Origin of the sequence: Arthrobacter sp. zg-Y919, assembly GCF_030142045.1 — a bacterium.
Taxonomy (GTDB): Bacteria; Actinomycetota; Actinomycetes; order Actinomycetales; family Micrococcaceae; genus Arthrobacter_B.
The window spans coordinates 2,681,521-2,699,833 of the sequence record NZ_CP126242.1 but is presented as its reverse complement, the minus strand read 5'-3'; the positions used below and the strand labels follow the sequence as shown (position 1 = coordinate 2,699,833).

Below are 18,313 nucleotides of genomic sequence, written 5' to 3'. Positions count from 1 at the left end.
AAGTCTAGACAACATACTAAGAATGCTGATGATCGCCGTTCGGTCCTGTAAAAATTACGTATGACCAGTTCGAACTCTTCATCACCAGTGTCCGGATACGACGTTGTCATAGTGGGTGGCGGCATGGCCGGCCTCACTGCCGCGCTCGTACTCGGCCGGGCCCGCCGCCGGGTTCTGGTGCTCGACGCCGGAGCTCCGCGCAACTCGCCCGCCGGCCACGTCCACGGCTTCCCCACCCGTGACGGCATGTCCCCTGCCGAATTGCTGAAGCTTGCCCGTGACGAGGTCCGCGGCTACGGCGTCGAAGTAATCCAGGCCACGGTTGCCGCCGTCGAACCCGACGGCACCGTCCGGACCGGCGACGGCCGGGAATTCCGCGGGCGGCAGCTGATCCTCGCCACCGGACTGCGGGACGTGCTGCCGGATATCGAGGGCCTGCGGGACCGCTGGGGCCGCGACGTGCTGCAGTGCCCCTACTGCCACGGCTACGAAACGGCAGACAAGGTCCTGGCCGTGCTGGGCACCGAGGAAACGTCCATCCAACAGGCGCAGCTGGTCCGCACGTTCTCCCCGGATGTGGTGCTGGTGCTGCACGCGGATATCAAGCTCAGCGACGAGGATGCCCACGGCCTGGCCTCCCTGGGGATCAAGGTGCTGGACGGCAAGGTCGCGGAAGTTCAGGTTGAAAACGATGCCCTGGCCGGCCTGGTGCTGGCCGACGGACGGACAGTGCCCTGCGAGGCGCTGTTCCTGGAGCCGGCGGCCGAAATGGACAAGGGACTCACCGAACACCTGAAAGTGGACGACGACGGCTGCATCGTCACCAACGAGCTGGGCCGCACCAGCCAGGACCGGATCTGGGCCGTGGGCAACGCCACCGACCCCTCGGCGCAGGTGGTGGCCGCAGCCGGCGACGCGTACCGCCTGGCCGTGGTGGTCAACGCCAAGCTGCTCGAAGAGGACCTTGGCCTGGCGAGGGCTTCCGCAGGGGAGGACCCGGCTGCGGGACTGGTGGAAGCCGCATCCCTGCGGGAAGCCGTGTAGACCACGTGCTGTCTGAGTACAGCTAGGCCCGTTCCCGTCGGCGGGGTGCCAGCAGCGGGGAGCCGGACACGCCGTCGCCGGCGCTCATTCCGTCCAGCACATACCGCAGCGATTCGAGCGAGGTCCGGCGGGGCTGCCAGCCCAGCTCTTCCCTCGCCCGGGTGGTGTCCATGACCGGTGCACCGGCGGCCATGTCGATCCAGCCGGGATCGGTGGCCTGCAGATGCGCGGCCCAGGTCAGGCCGACGACGGCGCGCACCAGTTTCACCGGCACGTTCAGGATCCGCTTGGCACCCAGCACCCCGGCCAAAATCTCGGGGGTGATGACCGGATCGGCGGCGATGTTGAACGCGCCTTCGGCCCGCTGGGCCACCACGCGCCAGTACGCGTCCGCGATGTCATCGGCGTGGACCGCCTGGAAGACAAACTCGGCGGGCAGCGGGATCAGCGGCAGGCGCAGCTTGTTCAGGACGAACTTGGGGATCACCCGGCCGACGAAATAGCCGGCGATCTCGCTTCCGGCGTCGGAAGAGAAAATCAGCCCCGGACGCAGGCGTGCCACCGCAATCTCCGGGTACTCCAGCTGGAACCGGTCCAGCAGGGCTTCCTGCTCGCCCTTGTGCCGGCTGTAGTGCGAACTGGCGATGCCGCGCGCCGGCCAGGACTCGTCCGTCAGGCGGTCCTTGGGGGCCGGGCTGTACGCCCCCACCGAGGAAGCACAGACAAACTGGCGGACCCCGGCGGCCGCTGCCGCGGCCAGGGCATTCTCCGTGCCCTGGACGTTGACCCGGTGCAGTTCCGCCTCGTCGCGGTTGGGCTGGATGAGCCAGGCGAGGTGGATCACCGCGTCCGCGCCGCGGAGCGCATCGGCCAGCACCTCCACGTTCCCGGTGTCGCCGACATCGATGGAGTGCCACTCGACGCCGGTGTAGGGAGGCAGCGAGGTGTCCGGAATCCGGCGGGCAATGCCTACAACCTCCAGGTCGCCGCGCTCGATGCGGGCGTCGGCAAGCCGCCGCAGAATGGCTGTCCCCACGTTTCCGGTTGCTCCGATAACGGCTACTCGCATGGCCCAGATCCTTCCGTTGCACTGCTGCCGGCGTTGCAGTCGACTCTACCGCCGCGGCCTTAATCTCCGGCAGCCTCGGGGCCTCTGCAGGCCGCCTGCGGGAGGGCCGAACGCGTTAGTCTGGAGGGCATGACCACTCAGGGATCAGCCCCGGCGGACAGCGCCGCGCACAGCACCATCGGCTCCTATGTCACCGGGGGCACCGAGTACACCCGGGACACGAACTACATAGAAACCAGGATCACCCGTGACGGCCGCGACGGCTACCCCGTGGAGGCGGGCCGGTACCGGCTGGTCGCCGCCCGTGCCTGCCCCTGGGCCAACCGGACCATCATTGTCCGGCGGCTGCTGGGCCTGGAGGACGCCATTTCGCTGGGCCTGCCCGGACCCACCCACGATGCCCGCAGCTGGACCTTTGACCTCGACCCCGACGGGCGGGACCCGGTCCTGGATATCGAACGTCTGCAGGAGGCCTTCTTTAAGCGGGTCCCCGGCTATCAGCGCGGGATCACGGTCCCGGCCATCGTCGACGTCCCCACCGGCGCCGTGGTGACCAACAACTTCCCCCAGATCACCCTGGACTTCTCCACCGAGTGGAAGGACTTCCACCGCGAGGGTGCCCCGGACCTGCTTCCGGCCGAGCACATGGAGGAGATGGAACAGGTCAACAAGCGGATCTTCACCGAGGTGAACAACGGTGTGTACCGGTGCGGCTTCGCCGGATCCCAGGAGGCCTACGACGCCGCCTATGACCGGCTGTGGACAGCCATGGACTGGCTGGAAGAACGGCTTTCCCGGCAGCGCTACCTGATCGGCGACACCATCACGGAGGCGGACGTCCGCCTCTTCACCACGCTGGTGCGCTTTGATCCCGTCTACCACGGGCACTTCAAGTGCAACCGGAACAAGCTCACGGAAATGCCTGCACTCTGGGGTTACGCCCGGGACCTGTTCCAGACGCCCGGCTTCGGGGACACCGTGGACTTCGAGCAGATCAAGGCGCACTACTACGTGGTGCATGAGGACATCAATCCCACCGGAATTGTGCCCCGCGGGCCGGAGCTGTCCGGCTGGCTCTCAGCGCACGGCCGCGAGGAGCTGGGCGGCCGTCCGTTCGGCGACGGGACTGCCCCCGGACCGGTGCGGGAGGCAGAGCGTGTGGCCGCGGGTCACGGCGCCGGAAACTAAGCGCGGCAGTCCTTCCTATTACGCAACATAAACGTTTCTTAAAGGCCCCGACCATAGGCTAGCCTTACTTAAGAAATTCGCCGTTGCCCTTGGGAGGTGCCTACGTGAGTGTTGCTGCACGCCCAGCCGGCGTTCTCCGCCAGCAAGGCTCCCGGACCGCACCCGCGACCCTCCTTATCCTGACCCTCGCCGTGCTTGCCGTGGCATCCGCCGCGTCCGTCGCCGTCGGCGCCCGGCCGGTGGCCCCCGGCACCGTGTGGGACGCCCTGACCGCCTTCGACCCGTCCAACGGCGACCACGCAGTGGTCCTTTCCCGCGTTCCCCGCACGGTCCTGGGGCTGGTTACCGGCGCCGCCCTGGGCCTGGCCGGCGCGGCGATGCAGGGCGTGGCCCGCAACCCGCTGGCCGACCCCGGCATCCTCGGCGTCAACGCCGGAGCGGCTTTCGCCGTCGTGCTGGGCATCTACGTTTTCGGCATTACCAGCCTCAGCGGCTACGTCTGGTTCGCGCTGGCCGGCGCAGCCGGAGCCGCCGCCATCGTCTATCTGGTGGCAGGCGCCGGCCGCGAAGGTGCCACTCCGGTCAAGCTGGCGCTGGCCGGCGCCGCGCTGAGCGCCGGATTGATGTCCCTGCTCACCGCCGTGCTGGTCTCCAGCCAGCAGACCCTCGACACCTTCCGGTTCTGGCAGGTGGGCAGCGTGTCCGGCCGTGACTGGAACACCATCGCCGCGGTGCTGCCGTTCCTCGCCGCCGGGGCCCTGATCACCGTCTTCGCCGGCCGCGCCCTGAACGGCCTGGGCCTGGGCGACGACGTCGCCCGCGGACTGGGCCAGCGCGTGGGCCTCAGCCGGGGAATCACCGCGCTGGGCGTGGTGCTGCTGTGCGGTGGAGCCACCGCCGCCGCCGGTCCCATCGCGTTCATCGGCCTGGTCATTCCGCACGTGGTGCGCAGCTTCACCGGCCCCGACTACCGGTTGATCCTGCCCTTCTCCATGCTGCTCGCCCCGGCCCTCCTGGTGACCGCCGACGTCATCGGCCGGGTCCTGCTGCCGCCGGGGGAGATTCCCGTGGGCGTCACCACCGCCGTGATCGGCGCGCCCGTCTTCATCTGGCTCGTGCGCCGCCGGAAGCTGGCCGAACTGTGAGCGCCGCCGTGGAGACGTCCCGCAGTCCGCGCACCGCCCCCGCCGGTACCGCACAGGCCGTCCGCGCCGCCCGGAAACAAGGACGGCGACGCCGGGTGCTGGTGCCGGCGCTGCTGGCCGCCGCCGTGCTGGTGCTCTTCGCCGTCTACGTCCTGCTGGGCACCTACACCTTCACCATCCCCGATTTCTTCCGGATCCTGTTCGGTGAGCAGATCCCCGGGGCCAGCTACATCCTGATGGAGAGCAAGCTTCCCCGGGCCGTCATCGGCACCCTGATCGGGGTGGCCTTCGGAATAGCCGGCACCGTGTTCCAGACGCTGCTGCGCAACCCGCTGGCCAGCCCGGACATCATCGGCATCAGTTACGGGGCCAGCGCCAGCGCGGTGTGCGCCATCGTGGTCTTCGGCGCCGCCGGCACCACGGTCTCCGTGACCGCCCTGCTCGGAGCGCTGGCCGTGGCCCTGGCCATTTACCTGCTTGCCCGCCGCGGGTCGGCGGCCGGGTACCGGCTGGTCCTGGTGGGGATCGGCTTTGCCGCCGTGATGCAGGCACTGGTGAATTTCCTGCTCACCCGGACCGATATCCGCACCGCTTCCGAAGCCCTGGTGTGGCTCACCGGCTCACTGAACAACAGCAGCTGGGACCGTGCCGCGGTCCTGGCCGTGTTCCTGGTGGTGCTGCTGCCCGCCGCGGCCGTACTCGCCCGCAGCCTGCGCGGACTGGAGCTGGGCGACGACGCCGCTGCCGGGCTCGGCATCCGGGTCGAAACGGCACGGCTGGCCCTGATCATCACCGGCGTCGGACTGGCCGCCGTTGCCACCGCGGCCGCCGGACCGGTGGCCTTCATCGCGTTCCTGTCCGGGCCCATCGCCCGCCGGCTGATGGGTGGGGAATCCACCCTGCTTTCGGCCGGGCTGGTGGGCGCGTGCATCGTCCTGGCTGCGGACTTCGTCGGCGCCAACCTGATTCCCGGAGTCACCCTGCCCGTGGGCGTCGTCACCGGTGCGCTCGGGGCCCCTTTTCTTCTGTGGCTGCTGGTCACGTCAAACCGCGTAGGCCAAGGAGGCTGACATGGAGAACCTGCTTTCCGCTGAGAAGCTGGAGCTCGGATACGACGAGCGCAAAGTGGTGGACTCACTCTCGCTTACCCTGCCCGCCGGCAGGATCACGATCATTGTCGGCGCAAACGCCTGCGGAAAGTCCACACTGCTGCGCGGCCTGGCCCGGCTGCTGAAGCCCACCGGCGGCACCGTCTACCTGAACGGCAAGGACATTTCCTCCGTGCCCAGCCGGCAGGTGGCCCGCACTCTGGGCCTGCTGCCGCAGACCCCCACGGCACCCGAGGGAATCACCGTGGCGGATCTGGTGGGACGCGGCCGCTACCCGCACCAGGGCTGGTTCCGGCAATGGACCCCCGCCGACGACGAAGCCGTCGCCGCCGCCCTGGCCGCCACGGACACCGTGGACCTTGCCGGCCGGAACGTGGACGAGCTTTCCGGCGGCCAGCGCCAGCGGGTCTGGATTGCCATGGCCCTGGCCCAGGAGACGGACATCCTGCTGCTGGACGAACCCACCACCTTCCTTGATGTCACCCACCAGATCGAGGTCCTGGACCTGATCACCGACCTGAACCGGCGCTCGGGCACCACCGTCGCGATCGTGCTGCATGACCTGAACCTGGCGGCCCGCTACGCGGACCACCTGATCGCCATGAAGGACGGCCGGATTGCCGCGGAAGGCGCCCCGTCCGACGTCGTGACCGAGGAACTGGTGGGCACCGTCTTCGGGCTGGCGTCCCGCGTCATTGCGGACCCCGTCTCGGGAACACCCATGGTGGTCCCGCTTGGACGCCACCACAGCGCCGCTCCGGAGACGGACAAGGAAGAACCGGAACCGGAAGCGGAACAGACGCAGGGGTACCTGCCCAACCCGGGTGACGGCCAGCGCCGCTCCGGCATCAATGAGCCCATGGAGGCAGCATCATGACGCACGTCCGCTCCACATCCGGGGCAGCCGCCGCGTCCGAGGCGCAGGAAACCGGGCCCGCCCGCCCGGCCCGCACCGGACGCCGGGCCCGCACCGCAGGGGCAGTCATGTCCTTCGACGTCGAGGTCAAGCGGATTGTCCGGCTGGGCTCGAACTTCCAGCGCATCACCTTCGCCGGCCCCTGCCTGGCGGACTTCGGGGTGCAGGGACAGACCCATGACCTGCGGATCAAGGTCATTGTGCCCTGCGTCGACGCCGAGGGAACCTCACTGCCGCTGCCGGACCTCTCCACCCTCGACGCCGGCTGGTACCAGGACTGGTTGAAACTGGATCCGGCCACCCGCGGCTGCATGCGCACCTACACCGTGCGCGGCGCACGCTGCTCCGGCCCGGAGCCGGAAATCGACGTTGACTTCGTGCTGCACTTCGATGAAGACGGCAAGGGCGGCCCGGCGTCCAGCTGGGCCGCGTCCGCGGAGCCGGGGGACCGGGTCTGCATCATCGGACCCAACGCCGCCCAGTGCGTCACTGCCGAGTCCTACGGCGGCATCGAATGGCGTCCGGGCATGGCCCGGCACGTCCTGCTGGCAGGTGATGAAACGGCGGTTCCGGCCATGACCGCGATCCTGGAAGCCCTCCCCGAAGACGTCACCGGCCACGCCCTGATGGAAATCCCCTCCAGCGGTGACCGCCAGGAGGTCCGCACCCGGTCCGGTGTCCAGATGATCTGGCTGGCACGCGGCTCCCGGCCGCATGGCGAACTGCTCGACGCCGCCGTGCGGCAGGCAGTGGCGCTGCCCGGCTGGGCATCGGTGGACACCGCCGACGGCGAGCCGTTCCGCCCCAGCCCGGCCCTGCCCGAACCCGAAGACGTCAACGTGGACGAAACCATCCTGTGGGAAACCCCGCAGCGGCTGGACCCGGCCGTGGTGGAAGCTTCCCGGAACCCGCACGCTCCCTCCGGCGCGCTTCCCTTCTACGCCTGGATTGCCGGGGAAGCGGCAGTGGTCCGCGGCCTGCGCCGCTACCTGGTCCGCGACGTCGGGATAGACCGCAAGCAGGTGGCCTTCATGGGCTACTGGCGCAAGGGCCGTGCCGAGCTGACCTAGGCTCCCCGGATTTTTTGCTGTGCCCGGCCCGCCGTTCGGCGGGCCGGTTCTTCTGAGAGGAAAAACAATGAAAAGAGCTCCGATCGCCGCCTTCCTGGCGGTTCCCGCCGTCCTGCTGGCCCTGAGCGGCTGCGGCGCGGACGCTGGGGAAGGCCCGGCATCCGATTCGAGCGAGACGGCATCGGAGAACTTTCCGGTCACTATCGAGTCCGCCCTGGGCGAGGCAGTGATTGAGCAGAAGCCCGAACGGGTAGTCACCATCGGCTGGGGTTCGGCTGACACCGCCGTAGCCCTGGGCACCACCCCGGTGGGCGTCGAGGAGGTTACCTGGGGTAATGACGAGCACGGGAACTACCCCTGGGTGACCGAAGCGATCGAAGAACGCGGCGATGAGCTGCCGGCCACCTTCACCGGCGGGCAGGACATCGACATCGATGCCATTGTCGCCCTGGAGCCGGACCTGATCCTGGCCCCCAACTCCGGCATCACCCAGGAGGATTTCGATGTCCTCAACGAACTCGCCCCCACCGTGGCGTACCCGGAGCAGGCGTGGAACATCAAGTGGGATGACCAGATCTCGCTCATCGGCAAGGCGCTGGGCGAGCCCGACGCCGCAAAGGACGCAGTGGACGGCATCGGACAGTCCCTGGCCGACAGCGCCGCCGAGCACCCGGAGTTCGCCGGAAAGACCTTCGCCTATGTCTGGGGCGGAGGAGCCCCCGGTTCCCTGGTGCTCTACAACGAGGGCGATGCCCGGGTGGACATCCTCACTGCACTGGGCATGACCGTGGCCCCCGAGGTGAAGGACATCCCCTCGAGCGAGGGAAGCTTCACCTCGGACCTGGGACTGGAGAGCGCCGGCAAGCTGAACGACGTCGACGTCCTGTTCACCTGGTACAACGACGAAGCCGAGCAGCAGCGTACCGAAGAGCAGCGGCTCTTTGCGCAGATTCCCGCCGTGGAGCGCGGCTCCGTGGTCCGCAGCCTGGACCGCCAGGTGGGCATGGCCTCCAGCTTCCTGACCCCGCTGAGTGTCCCGTGGGTCCTGGACCGCTTTGAGCCGATGATCGAAGAAGCAGTTGCCAAGGTCGACTAGTTCGATCAACCAACGGATCCTGGCGGAAGCCGGGAACCCGGGAGCGGCCGGTGCGGATGCACCGGCCGCTCCCCGGCGTCAGCTCCTGGGCGCCCGCCGCGGCACGGTGCTCCTCGCTGCGGGGGTGGGCGTGCTGCTCCTTGCCGTCGTCACCAGCCTGGCTGTCGGCGCCCACCAGCTGAGCCCTGCGGAGGTTGCGGCCTCGCTGTGGACGGAAATCACCGGCACCGGCAGTACCTATGCCGACGACGTCGTCGCGAGCCGGGTGCCGCGCACCGTCCTGGGTCTGGTGGCCGGCGCCGCCCTGGCCGTGGCCGGGGTGATGATGCAGGGACTGACCCGGAACCCGCTTGCCGATCCGGGCATCCTCGGCGTGAACGCCGGTGCGGCCGCTGCCATGGTCACCGGAATGGCGTTTTTCGGTCTCGGAGCCACCAGCGCCAATGTCTGGGTGGCCCTGCCGGGAGCCGTGCTCACCGTGCTGGTGGTGTACGCCCTGGCCTCCGGCCGGCGCGGTGCGACACCGGTCCGGCTGGTCCTGGCCGGCACCGTGATCTCCGCCGTCCTGATGTCCTATATCCAGGCCGTCGCCCTGACCCGGCCGGATGTGTTCACCATGTACCGGTTCTGGGCCGTCGGATCACTCAGCGGCAGGACCATGGAGCAGGCGTATGAGGTCCTGCCGTTCTTCCTGGTCGGGCTGGTTGCCGCCCTGGCCGCCGGCCGGTCGCTGAATGCCCTGGCGCTGGGCGAAGAGGCCGCGGCGTCGCTGGGCCTGCACCCGCAGGCGGCGAAGATCATGGGCGCACTGGCCGCCGCGCTGCTCTGCGCCTCGGCGACTGCCGCCGTCGGACCCATTGGCTTCGTTGGGCTCGCCGTACCGCATATCGTCCGCAGCTTCACGGGTCCGGACCACCGCTGGCTGCTGCTGATCAGCGCCGTGGTTGGCCCTGCGCTGCTGCTGTTGGCCGACGTCGCCGGGCGCCTCGTGGCCCAGCCCGCCGAGCTGCTCACCGGCGTCGTCACCGCACTGCTGGGCGCACCACTGCTGATCCTGGCCGTCCGCCGGATGCGGGCCGTGGCATGAGCGCCCTGACCGCCGTCCGCGGTGTCCGCACCGTCCGCATCGGCAGGAACCTGAGCTTCCGGTACCGCCGGCGAAGCGTCCTGGTGTCCGCACTGCTCGCCGCGGGCGTACTCCTGGTGGGGGCGTTCACGCTGACTGCAGGGGAACTGGGGCTTTCCTGGCGTGAGCTTTTTGCCGTGTCACAGCCGGAGGGAAGCGCCTCCTTTGTCCTTGGCGTGCTGCGCGGTCCACGGTTCCTCACGGCTGTGGGAGCAGGGATGGCCTTGGGCGTGGCCGGGTCCCTTTTCCAAACCGTCACCCGCAACCCGCTGGGCAGCCCCGAGGTTGTTGGGCTAACCAGTGGTGCGGCTGCCGGGGCTGCTGCGGTCACGCTCTGGCCGGGCTATCTGCCCGTTCCGGCAGCGGCAATCCTCGGCGGAGGACTTGCCGTGGGGCTGGTGTGGCTCAGCACCGGCCGCGGGTTCTCGCGTCCGGGGAAGCTGATCGTGGCAGGCATCGGCATTTCGGCCGTGGCCACCGCCCTGACCTCGCTCGCCATGACCACCGTGGGGGAGCGCCAGGCGCAGACCCTGGCCTTCTACCTCAACGGATCCCTGGCCTCACGTTCCTGGTCCCACGTGGCGACCATTACCGCAGCGCTGGTGCTGGTACTGCCCGCCGCGGCACTGCTGCAGCGCCGCCTGAACCTGGTGTCCCTGGGTGATGAGGTGGCTGAATCACTGGGTGTCCGGGTCGACCGGACCCGCACGGTTGCCGTTCTCCTTGCGGTGGTGCTGGCCGCCTCGGCGGTCAGCGTCTGCGGCCCGGTGGCCTTCGTGGCCCTGGTTGCCCCGCAGATTGCGCTGCGCCTGCTCGGGGTGTCTTCTCCCGGCGTCGTCGCCCCTGCGCTGGTGGGGGCGCTGGTGCTGACCCTGTCCGATTTCGCGGTGCAGCAGATCGACTTCGGTGCGGCGCTGCCCGTGGGAATCTTTACTGCGGCCCTGGGCAGTCTCTATCTGGGATACCTGTTGTTTATCCAGGCCCGGAAGGGTGTGCTCTAGGGCGGGCTGAAAAGTGTCTGCCGGTTACCTGCGGGACGGTACGAACAGTGCCCGTTCCGCAGGTCACTGGGGGAGTTGGGATTGGCCACAAAAGGCGGACGGTGCGCGGGCCGGTTCTTAAAATGGAAGGAGTGCCGGATTACGGTGCGCCGGGCCGTGCGGGTCCGGCGGCGCGTTCCCTTCCGGCACCATCCTTATAAGGCGCCCGGTGAAGGCTGCCCGGGCTGGAACGTTCCGGATGACGTCCGGAACCACTAAAAGAGTTCGTGACCAACGCACATTGAGGTGATTGTTGACCGAGAACTTTTTCGACTCCGTACGTTCAAAATGCGCCGGCTCCGTCCCGGAGCTGCTTCGCGCGCTCTCCACGGTCCGGGACCGGGTCGCCGGCCTGGCCGATTGGCGTCCGTCCGATTGGCACCTGTCCGATTTACGCGTGTCCGGGGCGCAGGCCGGACAGAAAGCCGCTGAGGTCCGCGCCCGGGCCATCGGGTTGGGGTCCTCCGCCAAAGACTGGATCGAGGCACGCGACACCCCCAGCCGTCGGACAGGTGCACTGTCCATCGCCGCCGCCGTCGCCATCGGCGGACTTGTGGGCGGGGCAGTCAATGCAGTCGAAACCGACTTGGAGCTTGAACGGCAATCCGTGGTGACTGAGCTGGCTGCGGTCCAGGGTGGGGAAGGCGGCGGCGATCCGGATCCGGATGCAGCCGAACCGGTGCCGGCCGCCGAACCCGCACCGGACCCGGCACCTGAACCGGCTGCCGAACCCCAGGGACCAGTGCCGCCCGTGGATGACATGGCGGTCACATCCCCGTTTGGCTACCGCAACAACCCGATGGCGCCCGGAGCCCTGGAATTCCACACCGGAACGGACTTCGGTGCCGGAACGGGAACCCCGGTGAAGGCCATGCTTGGCGGAACCGTCACCGAAGCCGGCTGGCATACCACCGGCGGCGGCGGGCTGCGCGTGGTGGTTGACCACGGGGATGGCCTGCAGACCACCTACAACCACCTCAACAGCATTGATGTGAGTGTGGGGCAGGCGGTGGACGCCGGCGTGGTGGTCGGCGGAATCGGCAGCACCGGCAACTCCACCGGGCCCCACCTGCACTTTGAGGTGCTGCGGCACGGGAACTACGAAGACCCGATGGGCTGGCTGTAAGGCCGTCCCACCGGAGGTAAACCCGCAAGCAACCTGGAAGCCTTACGGCACCGGGTTGGTGAGAACTGCCGGATCCTTCTTGCCGTGCGGCATCCGGATGCGCAGGGCATTGGCATCCATCTCAAACAGGATGTGGGTGGCGTTGCCCAGGTGGTCGCCGTCCATTTCAAAGTCCAGCGGGGAATCGGCCCACACCTCGGCGCGCTTGCACTGGTAGTACTCCACAGCGGTGCTGCTGCCCTTGCCGCGGCGCAGCAGCCCTGTCACCACGCCCAGCCAGCCGAGCTTGCCCTTCGGCGCCAGGGTCAGGATGTCCAGCAGGCCGTCGTCGAGACGGGCCCCCGGGAAGATTTCCAGGCCGCCGGTGATCTTGCCGCAGTTGCCGCCCATCACGCTGCGCAGGCGGCGGTGGATCGGCTTCCCGCCGTCGATCGAGATGGTGGTCTTCACGGGCTTGCCCGGAAGGTTGCGGATGCCGGCGTCGACGTACGCCAGCCAGCCAATCTTGTCCTTGAGTGCGTCCTTGGTGTCCGCCATCATGCCGGCGTCGTAGCCCAGCCCGGCCATCACCAGGAACGTGTCGCTGTCCACGGCCTCGTCAACGGTTACGTGGACGACGTCGATGCGGCGCTCGGTTCCGTTCAGGGCGGCGCGGACCGCCTGCTCCGGGTCGTCGACGCCAATGTCCAGGTTCCGTGCCAGCAGGTTTCCGGTGCCCAGCGGCAGCAGTCCCATGGGGAAGGAGGTGCCGGCCAGCTCCGCGGCAACGCAGCGGACGGTGCCGTCTCCGCCTGCGGCAATGACCAGGTCGACGCCGGCCTCCATGGCCTTGCGTGCCATGGAGTGTCCCGGGTCCGCTTCCTCGGTGTCGAAGAACAGCGGCTCGTCCCAGCCTTCGTCGGCGCAGATCTCGGCCACCCGCACCCGGACGTCAAAGTCGGTCTTCTTGATGGGGTTCACAATGACGGCGGCGCGGGGACGCGACTGGGTCTCTGGGCTGGTCATGGTGTCCTTATCGTAAGCAGGCGAACTTTAATCCGGCTCTGAGTCTAGCCCGGCATGCGGCCGGGCGGGGGCGGTACCGGCTGCCTGCTTGGAATGCAGGTGATCCGGAAGCTTGTAATCTGTGGGGGTGACTTTTAAGCAGCGATACGTGGCCCTGGGAGATTCGTTTACCGAAGGCGTAGGTGACGAGGACGAGTCCCGTCCCAACGGCGTGCGCGGGTGGGCGGACCGGGTGGCCGAGCAGCTGGTGCTGGCCGACAGTTCCTGGGGGTATGCGAACCTCGCCATCCGCGGCAAGAAGCTGCACCAGGTCCTGAACGAGCAGGTGGATGCCGCCATCGCCCTGTCGCCGACTCTGGTGACCATCTACGCCGGCGGCAACGACATCCTGCGCCCCAAGGTGGACATTGACGCCATCGTGGCTGCCTACGATGCCGGAATTGCGAAACTCTGCTCCAGCGGCGCTGCGGTGCTGGTCTTCACGGGATTCGACTCCGGCAACTCCCCGGTCTTCGGCCGGACCCGCGGACGCACTGCCATCTACAACGAGCTGGTGCGCGAAGCCGTGGAGAAGAACGACGCCGTGCTGGTGGATTACTGGCGGATGAAAAACCTCCAGGACGAGCGGTACTGGGCGGTCGACCGCCTGCACATGTCACCGGCCGGGCACATGCTCACCGCAAAGAAGGTGCTGGAAGTGCTCCGCGGCACGGATGCCATCGACATTCCGGAACTGGAGGAGCAGCCCGCCCGCAACCGGGTGGAGCAGCTCCGCAGGGACGCCCAGTGGGCCCGGGAATACCTCGGACCATGGGTGAGCCGGCGGCTGCGCGGGGTCTCCTCCGGAGATAACCTCAGCCCCCGTTATCCCGAGCTGACACACCCCGTCCTGCCCTCCCAGGGCTAGGGGTGCGGTAAATCACATCCATGTCGGCATATTCCCTGTTTGTTTGACGGAACCGGCCTAAACCCCCGGCCTTGTGGGAATGAAACCGGTCCCCGATTCGTTCAATCCGCGGCATTTTCCTAAACTTGTATGTCAGTCCGGCACCGTGTGGTGCCCGGGCGGTTGCTTTTGTCTCCAGCAGCCCATCGATCTAGGGAAGGCCCACATGTCGAAAGATGCACCGCCCCACGCTTCCGGAACCCCGGCGTCACCGGCCACCCAGGCGGCCCGTAAGATCCGCCGGCCCCACCTGCGGCGCCGCCGCCTTGAGGTGGACGATGTCAACGTCGTCGACAAGTCCATGATGAAGAAGGCCGTCGGCGGAACCGTCGTCGGCAACACCATGGAATGGTTCGACGTCGGTGTGTACGGCTACCTCGCCGTCACCATGGGCGCCGTCTTCCTGTCCGACGCAGACAAGGAAGCGCAGCTGCTTTTCAGCCTGGGCGTTTTCGCAGCCACCTTTATTGCCCGCCCGCTGGGCGGCGTCGTCTTCGGCCGCCTCGGCGACCGCATCGGCCGGCAGAAAACCCTCGCCATTACCCTGATCATGATGGCCGCTTCCACGTGCGCCATCGGCCTGCTGCCCAGCTACAACACCATCGGCATCTGGGCTCCGATCCTGTTGGTCCTGATGAAGCTGCTGCAGGGCTTCTCCACCGGCGGCGAGTACGCCGGCGCCACCACCTTCGTCTCGGAATACGCCTCTGACAAGCGGCGCGGTTTCCTGGCAAGCATCCTTGACCTGGGCAGCTACATGGGCTTTGCCCTGGGTGCCGCCGTCGTCTCGGTGATGCAGCTGACACTGTCCGAGCAGACCATGCTGGACTGGGGCTGGCGGATCCCGTTCCTCGTCGCCGGGCCGCTGGGCATCATTGCCATCTACTTCCGGCTGAAAATCGAGGAGTCCCCGGCCTTCCAGGCCACGATGGACGCCCAGGAAGCCAGCGCCAAGGCCGGTGACGAAACCGCTTCCCTCGGCACCATGGGCATCTTCCGTGCCTACTGGCGTCCGATCGTGCTGGCCATGGTCCTCGTGGCCGCGGTCAACTCGGTGGGCTACGCACTCACGTCCTACATGCCGTCCTACCTGACTGATTCCAAGGGCTATGACCCGGTACACGGCACCCTGCTGACCATCCCCGTGCTGGTGCTGATGGCCCTGTGCATTCCGCTCGCCGGCAAACTGTCGGACCGGATCGGCCGCCGCCCCGTGCTGTGGATCGGTGCGGGATCCACCATCGTGCTGGCTGTTCCTGCCTTCATCCTGATTGGCCAGGGACCGGTTGTGACAACGCTGCTGGGCCTGCTGCTGCTCGCCATCCCGGTGACCTTCTATGTGGGTAACCTGGCCGCCACGCTGCCCTCCCTGTTCCAGACCTCCAGCCGCTACGGCGCCATGGGCATCTCCTACAACATTGCCACCGCCGTCTTCGGCGGTACCGCTCCGCTGATCATGCAGGGCTTGATCACCCTCACGGACAATGACATGGCGCCGGCATACTGGCTGATGTTCACCTCCGTGGCCGGTGCCATCGCCGTCGTCTTCATGAAGGAATCCGCCAACCGGCCGATGCCCGGTTCCATGCCGAGCGTGGATACCGACGCCGAGGCACACGAACTGGTGGCCGGCCAGGACGCAAACCCGCTGCTCGACGTCGACTCGCTGCCGTTCGACACGCTGGGAAGCCAGCAGGCTGCCCCCTCCGGCGACGACCGTGCGGAGCCCGGCATCGCCCGCTAGGCGATAACCGCACTACCGGCAGTCACGGGAGCCGGCCGGACGCACTGCGTCCGGCCGGCTCTTATTTTCCCCGCCCGCCTGGAAGTTTCGGCGCCGGACGTCTGCAGACGCTTGGAGCCGCTGGACAACCCTGCGATGATTGAACAGTAAAGCTTTTGAAGAGAGGAGTGCCGGCATGACTGAAGACGCCCCACGCTGGCTGACGGACCGGGAACGGCAGGCCTGGCTTGCGCTGTATGCGGTATCCGGCCTCCTGCCCGCAGCCCTCGATGCGGACCTGTTCCGCCGCGCACGGATCACCCTCTTCGACTACCACGTGCTGGCCATGCTCTCCGAGGCGGAAGGCAGGTCCCTGCCGATGAGCGAGCTCGCATCGCGTACCAATGCCTCGTTGTCCAGGCTCTCCCACGTGGTCAAGAAACTCGAGCAGCGCGGCTGGGTGTCCCGGACCCCTTCGCCGGCCGACGCCCGGGTGACGACGGCGGCGCTCTCGGAGGAGGGCATGGCCGCGCTCGAAGGCTTGGCGCCCGACCACGTGGAATCCGTTCGGAAGGTGGTCTTCGACTGCCTTTCGGACAAGGACGTGGCGGACCTGGAACGGGTGGGGAAGAAGGTCCTTGCCCGCCTCGACCCGTGCAACGGGATCCTCGGTCCCAATGAGGCACCGTAAACCGAGCCAAACCGCAGCCGGAAGTCAACTTGTCGCCCGGGTGCCTCCGCTTGTTAGCGTGGACTTACAGAACCACGGCACGACGAGAGGCACCACAGCATGCGCGTACCCCGAATCCTGACCGTAATCCTCGCCGGCGGTGCCGGCGGTCGGTTGGGCAGCCTGACGGACCACCGGGCCAAACCGGCCATCCCGGTCGCGGGGTCCTACAACCTCATCGATATTTCCCTCTCCAACCTGCATAACAGCGGCTTCGGCGACGTATGGGTTGTCGAGCAGTACAAGCCCCAGTCCCTCAACGACCAGCTGGTCAGCGGACGGCCCTGGGACCTGGACCGGACCAACGGCGGGCTGCGGGTGCTCCCACCGTTCCAGGGCGGCGCCGGCGAGGGCTTCGCGCAGGGCAACGCCGATGCCCTGTACCGCCAGGTGGATTACATCCGGGAATTCAATCCGGACCTCGTTCTGGTCCTGAGTGCGGACCACCTCTACCGCCTGGATTACCGCGACGTCGTTGAAGCCCACCAGGAGAACGGCGCAGCACTGACCCTTGTCACCACGAAGATCCGCAACAACCCGGGCGACCACGGGGTGGTCGAAGTATCCGATGGGCTGGTGACCGGCTTCGAGTACAAACCGGAGCATCCGAAAACCGATCTGGTCGCCGCCGAAATCTTCCTCTATGACACTGAAGTCCTCCTGTCCGCACTGGAAACCCTTGTCCAGCGGGACGGGCGCCTCGAAGACTACGGCGACCAGCTCATCCCCTACCTGGTGGAGCAGGAAAAGGTGGCTGAGTACCGGTTGCCGGGGTACTGGCGGGACATGGGCACCCCGCGCAGCTACCACCAGGGGCATCTGGACCTGATCGAGGGCCGCGGCCTGGACTTCGATGACCCGCAGTGGCCCATCCTCTCGGCCAGCCCACGCCGGCTGCCCGCCTTCGTTGGTCCCCACGGCACCGCCGCCAACAGCCTGCTTTCTCCCGGTGCACGGGTTGAAGGCACCGTTCGGCGCAGCGTCCTCAGCGCCGGGGCGGTAGTGGAGGCCGGAGCGGAAGTCGACTCCTGCGTGCTTTTGGACGGCGTCGTGGTCCGGTCCGGGGCCCGCATCGCCAACCTGATCGTCGACTCCACCACGGTGATCGGCGCAGACCGGAAACTGGACGGTGCCGAGCTGGATCCGGAAAACGGCGTGGCCGTGGTGGGACGCGATTCCAAGGCGGACGCGCCGTCGTCGTGATACCCGGCACGCAGGTGCCAACGAGTTTGAACGAAACGCCCATTGGCCCTAGGATAGAGAGGCGTTAAGTCGCGTATGTGTTAACCTCTCCGCTTCGCGTGGACAGGGGAGCATTTGCGTGGCCACCCGTATAAACCTAGAATTGAAGGCTGTCGAGCCGGGTTACCCCGTTCGGCTGCCTGAACTTCACCGTCTTCCCCGCGGCGAGGCACTTCGGCTGGATCTCACCCCGCCAGGTTAACCTCCGGAAAGTCGCAGTAATAACGGTGTCAAAACTGGTGGCGGGACGCTCTTTATGGCAGGTGCTTAGGCGCTTGAGCCTTGTGTCTGTTTTTTGAGGACCGTCATATTTACTACAACTGGAGGAGAGATCATGGCAGCTTACTGCCAGGTAACCGGAGCCATCCCCGGCTTTGGTCACAGCATTTCGCACTCGCACCGCCGCAACAAGCGTCGGTTCGACCCGAATATTCAGAAGAAGCGCTACTGGGTTCCGTCCCTGCGCCGCAACGTGACGCTGCAGGTTTCCGCACGTGGCATCAAGACGATCGACGTGCGCGGTATCGACGCCGTTGTAACTGATCTGATCGCGAAGGGTGTGAAGCTGTAGTGGCTAAGGATAAGGACGTACGTCCGATCATCAAGCTGAAGTCCACTGCGGGCACCGGCTACACCTACGTAACTCGCAAGAACCGTCGTAACGATCCGGATCGTATGGTTCTGAAGAAGTACGATCCCAAGATCCGCCAGCACGTCGATTTCCGTGAGGAGCGCTAA

General features: G+C 67.3%; 18 protein-coding genes. 16 read left to right on the top strand and 2 right to left on the bottom strand.

What is annotated here, in order from left to right:
- Positions 1-60 precede the first annotated feature (60 nt).
- On the top strand, positions 61-1,044 hold the full coding sequence (locus QNO10_RS12715; RefSeq protein WP_229946738.1) for an NAD(P)/FAD-dependent oxidoreductase: 984 nt from the start codon (positions 61-63) through the stop codon (positions 1,042-1,044).
- A 22-nt stretch (positions 1,045-1,066) separates the two neighbouring features.
- On the opposite strand, the gene QNO10_RS12710 is transcribed toward QNO10_RS12715, so the two are convergent.
- A complete protein-coding gene (locus QNO10_RS12710) occupies positions 1,067-2,113 on the bottom strand; it encodes an NAD-dependent epimerase/dehydratase family protein (RefSeq protein ID WP_229946742.1) in 1,047 nt (348 codons plus the stop codon).
- A gap of 129 nt (positions 2,114-2,242) precedes the next feature.
- On the opposite strand from QNO10_RS12710, the gene QNO10_RS12705 reads away from it, so the two are divergent.
- The 9 genes from QNO10_RS12705 (at position 2,243) to QNO10_RS12665 (ending at position 11,929) form a co-directional block, all read left to right on the top strand.
- Entirely contained in the window at positions 2,243-3,301 is a 1,059-nt protein-coding gene (locus QNO10_RS12705) for a glutathione S-transferase family protein (protein WP_229946745.1), read from the top strand.
- A gap of 104 nt (positions 3,302-3,405) precedes the next feature.
- Positions 3,406-4,446 carry a FecCD family ABC transporter permease gene (locus QNO10_RS12700; protein ID WP_442860221.1) on the top strand — a complete coding sequence of 347 codons (1,041 nt, stop codon included), beginning with the start codon at positions 3,406-3,408 and terminating at the stop codon, positions 4,444-4,446.
- On the top strand, positions 4,443-5,516 hold the full coding sequence (locus tag QNO10_RS12695; protein ID WP_442860222.1) for a FecCD family ABC transporter permease: 1,074 nt from the start codon (positions 4,443-4,445) through the stop codon (positions 5,514-5,516). Before QNO10_RS12700 ends, QNO10_RS12695 begins: the two co-directional genes overlap by 4 nt.
- Before the next feature lies 1 nt (position 5,517).
- Entirely contained in the window at positions 5,518-6,432 is a 915-nt protein-coding gene (locus QNO10_RS12690) for an ABC transporter ATP-binding protein (protein ID WP_229946747.1), read from the top strand.
- A 107-nt stretch (positions 6,433-6,539) separates the two neighbouring features.
- Positions 6,540-7,541 carry a siderophore-interacting protein gene (locus QNO10_RS12685; RefSeq protein ID WP_229946886.1) on the top strand — a complete coding sequence of 334 codons (1,002 nt, stop codon included), beginning with the start codon at positions 6,540-6,542 and terminating at the stop codon, positions 7,539-7,541.
- Positions 7,542-7,608: 67 nt separating this feature from the next.
- Complete coding sequence (locus QNO10_RS12680) at positions 7,609-8,637, top strand: iron-siderophore ABC transporter substrate-binding protein (protein WP_229946749.1); 1,029 nt, start codon at positions 7,609-7,611, stop codon at positions 8,635-8,637.
- The gene (locus QNO10_RS12675; protein WP_229946751.1) at positions 8,621-9,724 is read left to right on the top strand and encodes a FecCD family ABC transporter permease; all 1,104 of its coding nucleotides are present in this window, start codon (positions 8,621-8,623) and stop codon (positions 9,722-9,724) included. Before QNO10_RS12680 ends, QNO10_RS12675 begins: the two co-directional genes overlap by 17 nt.
- Positions 9,721-10,764 carry a FecCD family ABC transporter permease gene (locus QNO10_RS12670; RefSeq protein WP_229946754.1) on the top strand — a complete coding sequence of 348 codons (1,044 nt, stop codon included), beginning with the start codon at positions 9,721-9,723 and terminating at the stop codon, positions 10,762-10,764. The genes QNO10_RS12675 and QNO10_RS12670 overlap by 4 nt, the downstream gene beginning before the upstream one ends.
- Before the next feature lie 292 nt (positions 10,765-11,056).
- A complete protein-coding gene (locus QNO10_RS12665) occupies positions 11,057-11,929 on the top strand; it encodes a M23 family metallopeptidase (protein ID WP_229946756.1) in 873 nt (290 codons plus the stop codon).
- A 42-nt stretch (positions 11,930-11,971) separates the two neighbouring features.
- Here QNO10_RS12665 and QNO10_RS12660 read toward each other — a convergent pair whose 3' ends face one another.
- The gene (locus tag QNO10_RS12660) at positions 11,972-12,934 is read right to left on the bottom strand and encodes a diacylglycerol/lipid kinase family protein (protein ID WP_229946759.1); all 963 of its coding nucleotides are present in this window, start codon (positions 12,932-12,934) and stop codon (positions 11,972-11,974) included.
- A gap of 127 nt (positions 12,935-13,061) precedes the next feature.
- Here QNO10_RS12660 and QNO10_RS12655 point away from each other — a divergent pair, with 127 nt between their 5' ends.
- The 6 genes from QNO10_RS12655 (at position 13,062) to rpmG (ending at position 18,313) form a co-directional block, all read left to right on the top strand.
- Entirely contained in the window at positions 13,062-13,841 is a 780-nt protein-coding gene (locus QNO10_RS12655) for an SGNH/GDSL hydrolase family protein (RefSeq protein ID WP_229946761.1), read from the top strand.
- A gap of 205 nt (positions 13,842-14,046) precedes the next feature.
- Positions 14,047-15,624, top strand: coding sequence for an MFS transporter (locus QNO10_RS12650; RefSeq protein ID WP_229946765.1), 1,578 nt, complete (start codon positions 14,047-14,049; stop codon positions 15,622-15,624).
- A 175-nt stretch (positions 15,625-15,799) separates the two neighbouring features.
- Entirely contained in the window at positions 15,800-16,294 is a 495-nt protein-coding gene (locus tag QNO10_RS12645) for a MarR family winged helix-turn-helix transcriptional regulator (protein ID WP_229946767.1), read from the top strand.
- A gap of 99 nt (positions 16,295-16,393) precedes the next feature.
- Positions 16,394-17,536, top strand: coding sequence for a glucose-1-phosphate adenylyltransferase family protein (locus QNO10_RS12640; RefSeq protein ID WP_229946770.1), 1,143 nt, complete (start codon positions 16,394-16,396; stop codon positions 17,534-17,536).
- 373 nt (positions 17,537-17,909) lie between these two features.
- On the top strand, positions 17,910-18,146 hold the full coding sequence (gene rpmB / locus QNO10_RS12635) for a 50S ribosomal protein L28 (RefSeq protein WP_229946774.1): 237 nt from the start codon (positions 17,910-17,912) through the stop codon (positions 18,144-18,146).
- Positions 18,146-18,313 (top strand): 50S ribosomal protein L33, encoded by a 168-nt coding sequence (rpmG, locus tag QNO10_RS12630; protein ID WP_227919278.1) that lies wholly within the window; start codon positions 18,146-18,148, stop codon positions 18,311-18,313. The genes rpmB and rpmG overlap by 1 nt, the downstream gene beginning before the upstream one ends.

What these genes read in the sequence shown, in the direction of transcription:
- QNO10_RS12685 (WP_229946886.1), top strand. Translation starts at nt 6,540, where the DNA reads ATGTCCTTCGACGTCGAGGTCAAGCGGATTGTCCGGCTGGGCTCGAAC.
- QNO10_RS12640 (WP_229946770.1), top strand. Translation starts at nt 16,394, where the DNA reads ATGCGCGTACCCCGAATCCTGACCGTAATCCTCGCCGGCGGTGCCGGC.
- rpmB (WP_229946774.1), top strand. Translation starts at nt 17,910, where the DNA reads ATGGCAGCTTACTGCCAGGTAACCGGAGCCATCCCCGGCTTTGGTCAC.
- QNO10_RS12715 (WP_229946738.1), top strand. Translation starts at nt 61, where the DNA reads ATGACCAGTTCGAACTCTTCATCACCAGTGTCCGGATACGACGTTGTC.
- QNO10_RS12710 (WP_229946742.1), bottom strand. Translation starts at nt 2,113, where the DNA reads ATGCGAGTAGCCGTTATCGGAGCAACCGGAAACGTGGGGACAGCCATT.
- QNO10_RS12645 (WP_229946767.1), top strand. Translation starts at nt 15,800, where the DNA reads ATGACTGAAGACGCCCCACGCTGGCTGACGGACCGGGAACGGCAGGCC.
- QNO10_RS12670 (WP_229946754.1), top strand. Translation starts at nt 9,721, where the DNA reads ATGAGCGCCCTGACCGCCGTCCGCGGTGTCCGCACCGTCCGCATCGGC.
- QNO10_RS12680 (WP_229946749.1), top strand. Translation starts at nt 7,609, where the DNA reads ATGAAAAGAGCTCCGATCGCCGCCTTCCTGGCGGTTCCCGCCGTCCTG.
- QNO10_RS12650 (WP_229946765.1), top strand. Translation starts at nt 14,047, where the DNA reads ATGTCGAAAGATGCACCGCCCCACGCTTCCGGAACCCCGGCGTCACCG.
- QNO10_RS12660 (WP_229946759.1), bottom strand. Translation starts at nt 12,934, where the DNA reads ATGACCAGCCCAGAGACCCAGTCGCGTCCCCGCGCCGCCGTCATTGTG.
- QNO10_RS12690 (WP_229946747.1), top strand. Translation starts at nt 5,518, where the DNA reads ATGGAGAACCTGCTTTCCGCTGAGAAGCTGGAGCTCGGATACGACGAG.
- QNO10_RS12705 (WP_229946745.1), top strand. Translation starts at nt 2,243, where the DNA reads ATGACCACTCAGGGATCAGCCCCGGCGGACAGCGCCGCGCACAGCACC.